The sequence below is a fragment of the Streptococcus oralis genome, assembly GCF_001579525.1.
Lineage (GTDB): Bacteria > Bacillota > Bacilli > Lactobacillales > Streptococcaceae > Streptococcus > Streptococcus oralis_M.
The window spans coordinates 186,431-199,320 of record NZ_LQZC01000011.1 but is presented as its reverse complement, the minus strand read 5'-3'; the positions used below and the strand labels follow the sequence as shown (position 1 = coordinate 199,320).

The 12,890-nt window shown below is 42.5% G+C and carries 13 protein-coding genes and 1 riboswitch; all 13 genes read left to right on the top strand.

Annotated elements, in window-relative coordinates:
- Positions 1-29: 29 nt before the first annotated feature.
- Positions 30-181: riboswitch (M-box (ykoK) riboswitch) on the top strand.
- A gap of 195 nt (positions 182-376) precedes the next feature.
- The 13 genes from mgtA to SORDD25_RS07615 all read left to right on the top strand — a co-directional run bounded on the left by mgtA (position 377) and on the right by SORDD25_RS07615 (position 12,883).
- The gene (gene mgtA / locus SORDD25_RS07675; protein WP_061853223.1) at positions 377-3,037 is read left to right on the top strand and encodes a magnesium-translocating P-type ATPase; all 2,661 of its coding nucleotides are present in this window, start codon (positions 377-379) and stop codon (positions 3,035-3,037) included.
- Positions 3,038-3,171: 134 nt separating this feature from the next.
- Positions 3,172-3,570 carry a transcriptional regulator Spx gene (gene spx, locus SORDD25_RS07670; protein ID WP_000591165.1) on the top strand — a complete coding sequence of 133 codons (399 nt, stop codon included), beginning with the start codon at positions 3,172-3,174 and terminating at the stop codon, positions 3,568-3,570.
- Positions 3,571-3,636: 66 nt separating this feature from the next.
- Complete coding sequence (locus SORDD25_RS07665; protein WP_061853222.1) at positions 3,637-4,206, top strand: SP0191 family lipoprotein; 570 nt, start codon at positions 3,637-3,639, stop codon at positions 4,204-4,206.
- Positions 4,207-4,293: 87 nt separating this feature from the next.
- Entirely contained in the window at positions 4,294-4,560 is a 267-nt protein-coding gene (locus SORDD25_RS07660; RefSeq protein WP_000507059.1) for an IreB family regulatory phosphoprotein, read from the top strand.
- A gap of 3 nt (positions 4,561-4,563) precedes the next feature.
- Positions 4,564-4,983, top strand: coding sequence for a Holliday junction resolvase RuvX (gene ruvX / locus SORDD25_RS07655; RefSeq protein ID WP_061853221.1), 420 nt, complete (start codon positions 4,564-4,566; stop codon positions 4,981-4,983).
- Between the two features lie 15 nt (positions 4,984-4,998).
- The gene (locus SORDD25_RS07650; RefSeq protein WP_000017622.1) at positions 4,999-5,304 is read left to right on the top strand and encodes a DUF1292 domain-containing protein; all 306 of its coding nucleotides are present in this window, start codon (positions 4,999-5,001) and stop codon (positions 5,302-5,304) included.
- A gap of 261 nt (positions 5,305-5,565) precedes the next feature.
- Positions 5,566-6,816 carry a bifunctional folylpolyglutamate synthase/dihydrofolate synthase gene (locus SORDD25_RS07645; protein ID WP_061853220.1) on the top strand — a complete coding sequence of 417 codons (1,251 nt, stop codon included), beginning with the start codon at positions 5,566-5,568 and terminating at the stop codon, positions 6,814-6,816.
- Between the two features lie 91 nt (positions 6,817-6,907).
- Positions 6,908-7,363: an SP_0198 family lipoprotein gene (locus SORDD25_RS07640; protein ID WP_061853219.1), complete on the top strand. Its 456-nt coding sequence runs from the start codon at positions 6,908-6,910 to the stop codon at positions 7,361-7,363.
- Positions 7,364-7,641: 278 nt separating this feature from the next.
- Complete coding sequence (locus SORDD25_RS07635; protein WP_061853218.1) at positions 7,642-8,910, top strand: glycosyltransferase; 1,269 nt, start codon at positions 7,642-7,644, stop codon at positions 8,908-8,910.
- A 3-nt stretch (positions 8,911-8,913) separates the two neighbouring features.
- Positions 8,914-9,894 (top strand): NAD-dependent epimerase/dehydratase family protein, encoded by a 981-nt coding sequence (locus SORDD25_RS07630; protein WP_061853217.1) that lies wholly within the window; start codon positions 8,914-8,916, stop codon positions 9,892-9,894.
- Positions 9,869-10,684, top strand: a complete 816-nt coding sequence (locus tag SORDD25_RS07625; RefSeq protein ID WP_061853216.1) for an MBL fold metallo-hydrolase — start codon at positions 9,869-9,871, stop codon at positions 10,682-10,684. Before SORDD25_RS07630 ends, SORDD25_RS07625 begins: the two co-directional genes overlap by 26 nt.
- Positions 10,662-11,924 (top strand): F390 synthetase-related protein, encoded by a 1,263-nt coding sequence (locus SORDD25_RS07620; protein ID WP_061853215.1) that lies wholly within the window; start codon positions 10,662-10,664, stop codon positions 11,922-11,924. The genes SORDD25_RS07625 and SORDD25_RS07620 overlap by 23 nt, the downstream gene beginning before the upstream one ends.
- A 14-nt stretch (positions 11,925-11,938) precedes the next feature.
- Positions 11,939-12,883 carry a 3-oxoacyl-[acyl-carrier-protein] synthase III C-terminal domain-containing protein gene (locus SORDD25_RS07615; protein WP_061853214.1) on the top strand — a complete coding sequence of 315 codons (945 nt, stop codon included), beginning with the start codon at positions 11,939-11,941 and terminating at the stop codon, positions 12,881-12,883.
- Positions 12,884-12,890: the final 7 nt, after the last annotated feature.

The window sequence follows — 12,890 nt, the reverse complement described above, 5'->3', positions numbered from 1 at the left end:
TATATTTTAAAGGTTTATACTGATAGACGAAAACGGTAGGTGAGGCTACCATAGGGATACGGATGACTACCGCAAAGCAGTGGAGACACTACTCGTTGGTCAACAGTCTTGGTCGCGAAGGCCAAGACTAAGCTCATTACATCGCCCTATGGAGTTAAAGCTTGAACGAAAAAACAGATAATTAGTTTTTTAATCCTGCCATTTTATGGTGGGATTTTCTACTGTTTTAGAACAAGGAAAGGAGACAAACGATGCAAATTGACGATCATCCAGAACCGCACATACACAGCCAATCGCTGATTTGTGTCGTTCTGCCCTTATAAAGTGATTGGTCTCTGTGTATGAAACACATTATTCATACAGATAGGAGAAACCAATGAAAACTACAAAAGAAAGATTAGCAGTAGCTATTCACACACCTTTAAAAGAAACTCTATCTTTTTATAAGACAAGTCTAACAGGCTTGACTGAGGAGCAGGTGGAGAAAAATCGTGACCTATATGGCGAAAACACCATCACCAAGGGTCAAGAAGACAGTATCCTCAAAAAGATTTACGAATCTATTATCAATCCATTTACAATCATCCTTCTGGTCATCGCTATGATCTCCATGGTGACCAATGTCTGGTTGGCAAAGCCTGGACAAGAAGATCCGACGACCTCTATCATCATCGTCGTTCTCGTTCTAATCTCTGGTGGCATACGCTTTGTCCAAGAATTGCGGAGTGACAAGGCTGCGACCAATCTATCAAAAATGATTGTGAACACAGCCACAGTTATTCGCGAAGGCCAGAGTTTAGAGGTGGCAATTGAAGATTTGGTCGTTGGAGATATAGTCAAATTAAGTGCTGGAGATATGATTCCAGCAGACCTCCTTTTAATTGAATCACGTGACTTCTTTGTCCAACAGTCTGGTTTGACAGGTGAAAGTGACTCGGTTGAAAAACTAGCCTTGTCAAAAATGAGTCAGTCAAACTTCGATAGTCTGCTAGAAGCAGAAGCGCTCGCCTTTATGGGAACCAACGTGATATCAGGAAGTGCCAAGGCTTTGATTCTAGCGGTCGGTGATGACACCATGATGGGAGAAATCGAGCAAACCCTCAATACCTATGACGAACCAACCTCTTTTGAGCGGGAGATGAACAGTATCTCTTGGCTCTTGATCCGTTTGATGCTAGTCATGGTTCCCATCGTCTTTCTCTCCAATGGCTTGACAGATGGGGATTGGTTGGAAGCAGGTGTGTTTGCACTGAGTGTGGGTGTCGGGCTCACACCTGAGATGCTTCCTATGATCATCACGGCCAGTCTAGCAAAAGGCTCCATTATCATGGCCAAGGAAAAAGTCGTCATCAAAAAACTCAATGCCATACAGGACCTGGGTGCTATTGATATCCTATGCACTGATAAAACAGGAACCCTTACCCAAGACGAAATTGTCCTTGAATATCCTTTGGATATACATGGAGATTTGGATTTGTCTGTGTTGAGACGGGCCTACCTCAATTCCTATTTTCAAACGGGATTGAAAAACTTGATGGACCGTGCCATTATCAGTAGAACTGAAAAAGAAGCTAAAGAACACGCTATTCTACAAAATTTGGATACTAGCTTCCAAAAAATAGATGAACTTCCATTTGACTTTGAACGCAGGCGGATGAGTGTCATCGTCAAGGATGAAAACGAAGTTGTTAGTTTGGTAACCAAGGGTGCCCTAGAGGAAATGCTTGCGATCTCAACCCATGTGGAATATCAAGGTCAGATTAGTCCTCTGACGGATGATATCCGGGTGGAAATCTTAAAAGAAGTGGACCAACTCAATCAACAGGGCTTGCGAATCTTGGGAGTCGCCTATAAAACAGGCCTAAAAGAAGGTTTTGCTTACTCCGTTGAAGATGAAAAAGAGATGATTCTAACAGGATATCTTGCCTTTCTAGACCCACCAAAACCATCAGCAGCACCTGCTATTCAAGCTTTGTTAGAACACGGCGTTCAAACAAAGATCTTGACGGGAGACAATGAAAAGGTGACCCAAGCAGTATGCGAAAAAGTTGGTTTAAACGTTGATCAAATCTTGTTGGGTTCTGATATTGACGACATGACGGACGAAGAGTTGGCCCAAGCAGTTGAGAAGGTGACTGTCTTTGCCAAACTTTCTCCGGATCAAAAAGCACGAATCATTTTACAAATCAAATCGAATGGACATTGTGTTGGCTATATGGGAGATGGGATCAATGATGCCCCTTCTATGAAAGTGGCAGATGTGGGGATTTCTGTTGATACAGCAGTAGATATTGCCAAAGAAACCGCTGATGTCATTTTGCTAGATAAGGATTTGATGGTGCTTGAAAAAGGGCTGGTTGAAGGACGTAAGGTCTATGCTAATATGACCAAATATATCAAGATGACGGTCAGCTCTAATTTCGGGAACATTTTCTCTCTGTTAGTGTCTGGTATCTTTTTACCTTTCCTGCCAATGGCTCCGATTCACTTGATTGTGTTAAACCTCGTCTACGACCTTTCTTGCATTGCCTTGCCATTTGATAATGTGGATGAAGACTTTTTGAAACATCCTCATAAGTGGGAAGCTAAGTCTATTACACGCTTTATGATTTGGATGGGTCCGATTTCTTCTATCTTTGATATTTTGACCTTTATCTTGCTCTATTTTGTCATTGTTCCAATGGCGACAGGTCAAGCCTATGTCCACGGAGCAGAGTCTGCAACGGGCTTTATCGTCTTGTTCCAGACAGGTTGGTTCATTGAATCCATGTGGTCCCAAACCATGGTTATCCATATGCTTCGTTCAGCAAAACTTCCTTTCTTACAAAGCCGTCCATCATGGTTTGTTCTTGGAACAACCTTGCTAGCAGCTAGTTTTGTGACCTTCCTTCCCTACTCTTCAATTGCTAGCCTACTTCATTTAACCCCTTTGGAACCAATTTATTTCCTCTTTTTGCTTTTGATTATCGTTTTGTATATGATCAGTGTTACAGTGGTGAAGCGAATCTATATCAAAAAATTTAAGAGTTGGTTATAATTTGATTTTGTCAAGAAAAAAGTACGAAAATCGTGAAAAAAGGTAAATTTTTTTAAAAATAGGTCGCAAGTCGGATGCTTTTTATGGTATAATAGATTAAACTGATAGTAACATGTAGCGAAAGGGGTAGGTACATGATCAAAATTTATACAGTCTCAAGTTGTACTAGCTGCAAAAAAGCGAAAACTTGGCTCAATGCCCATCAGTTAAGTTATAAAGAACAAAATCTTGGTAAAGAAGGAATTACGAGAGAAGAGTTATTAGATATTCTCACGAAAACCGATAATGGAATTGCCAGTATCGTTTCATCGAAAAACCGCTACGCTAAAGCTCTTGGAGTTGACATCGAGGATTTGAGTGTCAATGAAGTGCTCAATTTAATCATGGAAACACCACGGATCTTAAAGAGTCCGATTCTCGTTGATGAGAAGCGCCTGCAAGTCGGCTATAAAGAAGATGATATCCGTGCCTTCTTGCCACGCTCTGTCCGTAATGTAGAAAATGCAGAAGCACGTCTACGTGCAGCTCTATAAAACATCAAGGCTGGGAGTGACTCCTGGCCTTGTTTGCTCTTTTATTTTAAAATCATGTGAGGAATTATGAAAAAGTTACTAATTGCTAGTTTTGCTCTCCTCTTTTTGCTTGCGGGATGTGGGCAAAAAAAGGAAAGCCCTGCTACTTCCACAACAGCATCTGAACCTCTCCAATCCAACCTTCCTGTTTTGGATAATGCCGAAAAGAATACGGTGGTCACCAAGACCTTGCTGATGCCGAAGTCAGAAAATGGAACGCAACAGACTCAAACGATTACTTATAAAGGCAATCAATTTTTGACCTTGACCATTCAGCAAAAACGACCTGTCGGGGATGAACTCAAGACCTTTATCTCTGAAAATGGCCTAGAGGAGACGCAAAAAGCGCTTCTAGAAGCGGAAGAGAAGGATGAGACCATCCAAGAGGCACGCAAACTAGCAGGATTTACACTGGAAACCAAGCTACTCAGCGAGACAGAAATCCAGACCACAACGACCTATGATTTTCAAGTTTTGGATGTCAAAAAGGCATCTCAACTAGAATATTTAAAAAATATTGGTCTTGAAAATCTCTTAAAAAACGAACCTAGCCAGTATATTGCTGACAGAGTGGCAAATGGGGCGACGGAACAGTAAGAAAATCCAAATAAATAGACTGACTTATTTGTAGAACGTCAGGGAATGTGCTATAATAGTAGTATTCTAAGGAAAGAGGGTGTTAGAATGGGATTTACTGAAGAAACTGTACGGTTTAAATTGGATGATTCCAATAAGAAAGAAATTAGCGAAACTTTGACAGATGTTTATGCTTCTTTGAATGACAAGGGCTACAATCCGATTAACCAGATCGTCGGTTATGTATTGAGTGGAGACCCTGCCTACGTTCCTCGTTACAACAATGCACGAAATCAAATCCGTAAGTATGAGCGTGATGAAATTGTTGAAGAATTGGTACGCTACTACCTTAAGGGACAAGGAGTCGATCTATAATCTATGAGAATTATGGGATTGGACGTCGGTTCAAAAACAGTGGGTGTTGCCATTAGCGATCCGCTCGGCTTCACAGCTCAGGGACTTGAAATCATCCAGATTAATGAGGGTCAGGGCCAGTTTGGTTTTGACCGTATCAAGGAATTGGTTGACAGCTATAAGGTGGAACGCTTTGTAGTTGGTCTACCTAAAAACATGAACAATACCAGCGGTCCGCGAGTAGAAGCTAGTCAAGCCTACGGAGCAAAATTAGAGGAGCTTTTTGGTTTACCAGTAGACTATCAAGATGAGCGTCTGACGACTGTCGCTGCGGAACGTATGCTGATTGAGCAAGCAGATATCAGTCGCAACAAGCGCAAGAAAGTAATTGATAAGTTGGCTGCTCAGCTGATTTTGCAAAATTATTTAGATAGAAAATTTTAAGACAGAGGAGAAACTATGTCACACGATCACAACCACGATCACGAAGAACGTGAATTGATTACACTAGTAGATGAGCAAGGAAATGAAACTTTATTTGAAATCCTTTTGACCATTGATGGAAAAGAAGAATTTGGTAAGAACTATGTTCTGCTTGTACCAGTTAACGCAGAAGAAGACGAAGACGGCCAAGTTGAAATCCAAGCCTACTCATTCACTGAAAATGAAGATGGAACAGAAGGCGAATTGCAACCAATCCCAGAAGACTCAGAAGACGAATGGAACATGATTGAAGAAGTCTTCAACAGCTTTATGGAGGAGTAAAAACATCCAGTGGATGTTTTTAGCCCTGCGCCAGAAATTAGAAATTAGAAACGCAGGAACGTCCGGGGGATATTTTACCCTTACGCTAAAAATAAAGACCGTAAGTAAGTCCGGTGGACGTTTTTAGCCCACGTTGAAATTCATTGTAGCTAGTGATTAGCTAACCAGGTAAGAGGTTGGGATTTTAGTCCTGACCTCACTTTTTATTTGTAATCATACTTTGATGCGGTAGTTGATTGGACTTTTGTTAAGGAGACATGTATGTTTGAAGTAGAAGAATGGCTGCATAGTCGGATTGGTTTAAACTTTAGATCTGGTCTTGGACGAATGCAGCGAGCAGTGGATTTGCTGGGGAATACTGAGAAGACTTATCCTATTATCCACGTAACAGGGACTAACGGTAAAGGGTCAACCATTGCCTTCATGAGGGAGTTGTTTGTTGCTCATGGTAAAAAAGTTGGTACTTTTACCTCTCCTCATATCGTCAGTATCCATGATCGAATCTGTATTAATGGGCAACCAATCGCAGAGGAAGACTTTGTCCGTATAGCTAACCAAGTCAAGGAAATGGAGAAAATTCTCTTAGAAACACATGACCACTTGTCTTTCTTTGAGTTGTTGACCCTGATTGCCTTGCTTTACTTTAAAGAGCAGGGAGTGGATCTAGTCCTGCTAGAAGTGGGAATTGGTGGTTTGCTTGATACCACTAATGTCGTAACAGGAGAGATTGCAGTTATTACTTCGATTGGGCTAGATCATCAGGAGACCTTGGGCGATAGTCTGGAGGAAATAGCAGAGCAGAAAGCTGGTATTTTCAAGGCTGGCAAGAAGGCAGTCATTGCCAAGCTTGCTCCAGAAGCGGAGCTTGTCTGTCAAAAAAGAGCAAGAGAGTTAGCTGTTGAACTTTATCAAGCTGGGCGAGACTTCACCTTGAATGCTGAGGATTTTTCAAGTAAGCTAGCAAGCTTTTCCCAGCTTGAAATTGGTTTGGAAGGTGCTTATCAGCAAGAAAATGCCGCCTTGGCTTTAGAAACTTTTCTTCTGTTTATGGCGTCAGGAGGTGAAAGGGTCGAAGAAGAGTTTGTCAGACAGGCCTTGAAAGAAACCCACTGGGCAGGTCGATTGGAACGGATTCGTCCGAAAATCTACCTAGATGGGGCTCACAATCTGCCAGCTTTAAGTCGTCTAGTAGAGTTTATCCAGGGGAAAATCCAGCAAGGTTACCAGGTTCGCATCCTTTTTGGAGCACTTAAACGCAAGGATTATCAGGGGATGCTAGGCTATCTATCTGAGCAGTTGCCTGAGGTAAAACTTAAGGTAACAGGCTTTGACTACCAAGGCTCTCTGGATGAAAAGGATGTGGTAGGTTATGATTTGATTCCTTCCTATGGGGACTTTATCAGAGAATTTGAAGAAAAGGCCAATGACCAGGACTTGCTTTTTGTGACGGGCTCCCTCTACTTTATCTCGGAAGTCCGAGGGAGTTTGGTTGGAAGCGATGAGATTAGTTGACCTTATAGGTTTATGTTGCTATACTGTAGGTAGGAGGTATATCTGGAAACGATTCCAGCAAAACATTGGCACAAAAAGAAAGGAAATCGCTATGAAAACGAAAACATTCACACTTTCTATTGCTTCCCTAGCAATTCTTAGTCTTTTAGCAGCTTGTGGACCTAAGGCACAAGCCCCTACCCAGCAATCGGCTCAGCAATCATCTACTCAACAAGCATCATCCTCTAGCGCTGCGACAAGTGCTAGTCAACCACAGGCATCCTCAAGTCAGGACACTACTGTAGCTCAACCTACGAATATCGATGGTGCCTATACTGGAAAAGATGAGAATGACCAAATCACTCTTGTTGTAACAGGTAAAACTGGTACATGGACTGAGGTCGAGCCAGATGGAGATAAGGAAATCAAGCAAGTCAGCTTTGAGCCAGAAAATCAACGTGTCATTATCGGTGATGATGTTAAAATTTACACGGTTAATGGTAATCAATTGATTATCGATGATATGGACCGAGAGGCATCTGACCGAGTGGTATTAACTAAGCAATAATGATTAAGTAAAAGTTCCAATGAGATGAAAGCTATCTTTTTGGAGCTTTTTTCTTGAAAAAAGGGTTGGCTGTTCTTTACTAATTTTTTACTTAAAACGCTTACAAATATTTGTAAAACTTCTTATATGCCAACTTTAGAAGAAGCCATTGCTCTCTACAAAGAACTCTTCTAAAAATCAAGTAGAGTGGAAGCGACGTATTCCCCAACATATAAATAATATTGGAAAGAACTATCATTTTGGTAGTTCTTTTTTTAAAAATTTGCTATCCTAGACATATGAGAAAAATCAAAATTGATGTGGTTGTAGTTCCCTTGAGTGGGCATCTCTTCCCAACACTGAATTTACTTGCCCCCTTGTTGAAGGATCCCTTGTATGAGATTCGATTATTTACAGGACCACAACGAAAAACTGTAGCAGAGGAGATGGGATTCCGAGTGATTCCCATTTTAGAAAATTGTGTAGACGAGTTTGAGCGTGTAGCCAACAATGAAGGTCAATTAAACCTGTTCTCTGCTTATCGACAGTTGTCAGCTAGTCTTGATTTGATCAATGTGGTTTCAGATCAATTAGTGCAAGAGTGGCAGGAAAATAGACCGGATATTGTGATTGCGGACTTTATAACCCTCTCTGGAGGACTTGTTGCGGAACAGTTGAATATTCCCTGGATTACCACGATGGCGACACAGTTTGCCATTGAAACAACAGATGGACCGCCTTGTTTCTTTGGAGGAATGGGCAGTCCAAAGAATCCTTTCCAATCTACCCAGCAATGGCTAGGAAGAAAAGGGACTCGTTTAGGGAAACGAATCGTAACCTTTTTATTGAGAGAGCGCTTGAAACGTTACGATTTTAAGCTCTACAATCAGAAAGGTCAGGAAACCATTTATTCGCCCTATTCCATCTTGGGAATTGGGATGAAAGAGCTGGAGCTGAAAAGTGGTTTTCCAGATCACTACCTTTGGGTAGGACCTTTTGGTTCTTCGATTGAGAGGGCAGAAAATTATCCTCTGGATTTGGCTCCTTATGCAGGTTATAAGAAGGTCCTTGTCTCCTGTGGCACTCAGCTAGCATGGGCCAAAGACAACCTCCTCTATCAGACACAACAATTGGCAAAAGCCCATCCGGACTGTCACTTCTTTGTAACTCTGGGGTTCGGCGGACAAGATTTCCAATGTGAGGAGGTCATGGACAATGTTTCGGTGGTATCCTATCTTCCCTATAAGGAGTACATTCCTCAGATGGATTATGTGATTCATCATGGCGGTGCGGGTATTTTTTACCAGTGTATCATCTATGGCAAGCCTGCCTTGATTCTCCCCCATGACTATGATCAGTATGACTATGCGGTTCGTGGATTAGAGGCAGGGATTGCCCTGACTACTAAACGAGAGGATACGGAAGCGATTGGACACGCTTTTGATGAGTTGTTGGCTAGAGATGACTGGCCAGACTTGAACCAACTTAGTCGTGCAGCTCAAATCTATCAGCCAACAGAGATTCTGAAGAGCGAAATACATCGGCTCTTAGGGGACAAGGAGAAATAAGACATGAAGAAAGTATTGGTAACAGGTGCTACGGGCTTTCTAGGTAAGTATGTTGTTGAAGAGCTCAGTCAGCAAGGCTATCAGGTACGCGCTTTTGGACGCAATCGCAAGGTGGGTCAGTCTTTGGAGAACTCCCTAGTATCATTTTTTCAGGGAGATTTGACCAAGCAAGAGGACTTGGCTCGAGCTTGTCAGGGGATGGACATGGTTGTGCATGCGGGTGCTCTTTCTACCGTCTGGGGACCTTGGGAGGATTTCTACCAGACAAATGTCTTAGGGACCAAGTATGTTTTAGAGGCTTGTCGGGAGACGGGAATCCAACGCTTGGTTTACGTATCCTCACCTAGCATCTATGCTGCTCCTAGAGATCAGCTAGCCATCAAAGAATGCGATGCTCCGCAAGAAAACAAGCTTAACAACTATATCCGTAGTAAACTAGCTTCGGAGAAGCTCTTTAAAGACTATCCGGATGTACCTAGCATCATCTTACGCCCCCGTGGGCTTTTTGGGATTGGGGATACCAGTATTTTACCCCGAGTTCTCAAACTCAGTCAGAAGATTGGCATTCCCTTGATAGGGGACGGTCGCCAGCTCATGGATATGACCTGTGTGGAAAATGTCGCTCTGGCCATTCGTTTGGCTCTAGAGGCCCCTCAAGCTAGTGGCGAAGTCTATAACATCACCAATGGAGAACCAAGGGAATTTAGGAGTCTGATAGAAGAAACTTTGAGAGGGCTAGGCTATCCGATAACATACCGAAAAGTGCCAGCTTCTCTTCTTTCAGCTATTGCGAGTACGCTAGAGTTTATTTACAAGATCTTGCATCTCAAAGGAGAACCGGTTCTGACACGCTATACCTATTACTTGCTGAGGTATAGCCAGACGCTGGACATCAGCAAGGCGGAGCGAGACTTGGGGTATCGCCCTCAAATCAGTATTTCGGAAGGGATTGAACAATATGTCCAAGATTATCGAAAGCATTGATTATTTCCCAGCAGGCTACTGTACCAGCTATGCGGGTTTACTGTTTAAGGGAGTCAAGAATAAAAAAATGACCTTCCCAGCGGGAGTATTTCTGATCAAGCATAGAGATAAGGGGTATCTGCTCTATGATACGGGTTATCACTATAACATTAAGACGAAGCTACGCTATGGTTTTTACCGTCTAGGAACTCCTGTTCAAATGACGGAAAAGGATCAGATTTCATACTTATTGAAGGCAAAAGGAATTAGGCTAGAAGAGATTACCTATGTCATGTTGTCTCATCTCCATCCAGACCATCTGGGAGGAGCTAATTTCTTTCCTCATGCAACCTTTATCTTGACAAAAGAAGTATATGAAGTATACCAAAAACCCAAGTTGAAAGACTTGATTTTCAAGGAGTTTTTGCCAGCTTCTTTTGAGAAAAATCTAACCATTATCAGAGCTGACCAGCAAGATTCAACTTTTCCCTATCGTCCGATTTGTGATCTTTTCGGAGATGGCAGTATCCTAGTAGCCTCTGTTGACGGGCATGCTAGGGGGCAAGCCTGTCTATATTTTCCAGACCTTAATCTCCTCATTGCAGCGGACCTCTGTTGGGGAATTGACCTCTTACCTTACACCAAGAAGATGCACCTGATTCCTTCCTTGGTCCAGGATAATAGGGCCGACTATATCAGGGGGACAGAGTTTCTGGGGGAAGTCTTAAAGGACGGTATCGAGGTAGTTGTTAGCCATGATCCTGTAGAAAGGATAGAGTCAATCTTGCATGAAAAAAATAACCTTTCTTAAAACCTTTATCCAAACTCGATGGCTTCATCATTTCAAATCTCGAGAAGCTGTAGAAAACTATCAGAAAAAGCAATTAGCTAACTATATGGCCTTTCTAAAACGTGAGTCACCTTATTTTAAAAATGGGATTCCTAGCAACTTTGACCATATGGACAAGGCTTTTATGATGGAACATTTCAATGAGCTCAACACCCAAGGAGTGGATCGAGATGAAGCCTTATCCTTAGCTATTGAAAGTGAGAAGACCCGTGACTTCACTGAACTTAAAGGGGAAGTGGCCGTCGGTCTGTCTTCAGGGACGTCTGGACATCGGGGGCTCTTTATCACAACAGAGAAAGAGCGAAGTATGTGGGCTGCGGCTATCTTGGCAAAGATGTTGCCCAAGGGGCAGCTTTTTGGACACCGCATCGCCTTTTTCCTGAGAGCTGATAATGAACTCTATCAGACCATCAATACGGCGCTCATTCGTCTAGAGTATTTTGATATTTTCAAACATACAGATGAGCATATCGAGCGACTCAACAACTATCAACCAACGATTATTGTGGCGCCAGCCTCGATGTTGCTTGAATTGAGCAAGCGTCTCAAGGATGGAGAGTTAGCTATTCACCCACAAAAAATTGTTTCGGTGGCGGAAATCTTGGAAGATAGTGATAGGGGACGGATCGCAGAAGCCTTTTCTCTATCCATTATTGACCAAGTTTATCAGGCGACAGAAGGTTTCCTAGCCTGCACTTGCTCAGCTGGCAATCTGCATCTCAACGAAGACATTATCTTTGTAGAAAAGCAATATCTAGATGATCGCCGTTTTTATCCAGTGATTACGGACTTTAAGCGAAGTAGTCAGCCTGTTTATCGCTACCAGCTCAATGATATCTTGGTTGAAAATCCGGAGCCTTGTTCCTGTGGCTCCTACTATACACGGATTGACAAGGTCGAAGGACGCTCTGACGACATCTTCTATTTTGAAGGACTGGATGGGGGGCAGGTAACGATCTATCCAGACTTTATTAGGCGTTGCATCCTCTTTGTGGAGAATGTAGGAGATTATCAAGTTAAGCAACATTCTGAGAAATTAGTGGAAGTTTGTCTAAGCCGACGAGATGAGGACGTAGAGACAGCAATTTTAGCACAGTTCCAACTCTTGGCCCAGCAAAGAGAGTTCATAGTTCCTCAAATCCAATTTTCAGATTATCACTGGGATACTAGCCGTAAACTCAAACGTATCCAACGTTTATGAAAGGAAGAAAGACAATGACAGAAGTAAAAAGACATGTAGAAATCGCAGGTTATGGCATTTGCCTTCCAAAGCATACAGTTCAATTTAAAGACCAGACCCGTTATCGTGTAGTGGAAAATGAAGAAACGCAACTCGACTTGGCAGAAGAAGCTATCCACCGTGCACTTGAACATGCAAATTTGGATATTAAAGATATCGATTGCCTTGTATCAGCTAGTGCAGTTGGTGTTCAGCCTATTCCTTGTACGGCTGCCTTGATCCATGAGCGCGTGGCAAAAGGACTCTCAATTCCAGCAATGGACATCAATACGACCTGTACCAGCTTTATTTCTGCTCTATCGACTATGTCCCACTTGATTGAGGCGGGCGAATACAATCGTGTCTTGATTGTGTCTAGTGAGGTTGGAAGTTTAGGGCTCAATCCCAAGCAAAAAGAAAGTTTTGAACTCTTTAGTGATGGGGCAGTAGCCTTTATTTTCCAAAAAAGTCATCAGGAAAAAGGGATCATTGCTAGTCTCCAACGTACTTGGTCAGAAGGGGCTCACGATACGGAGATTCGTGGAGGTCTGACTTCTTTTCAACCAAAAGAGTACTCTGAAGCGACTAAGACCAACTATATGTTTGATATGAAGGGAAAGAAAATCCTCCTCTTGTCAGCTCGTAAAATCCCAGTCATGTTTAAAGAGTTTCAAGAAAAGACCCAGCTAGCCTTGGGAGATGTGGACTATATCATTCCTCATCAAGCTAGTCGCGCCCTTCCTTTGGTTATGGAAAAGCTAGGTGTAGCTGAGAATCAATACCTCAATCTCGTCACGGACTATGGAAATATGGTGTCAGTCTCTGTGCCATTTGGCTTAGCCTATTCATTGGACCATGGATTGGTTAAAGAAGGAGATATCGTCTACCTTATGGGAACTGCTGCTGGTATGACGGTCAATATGTTGGCTCTCAAACTGTAATACGCAT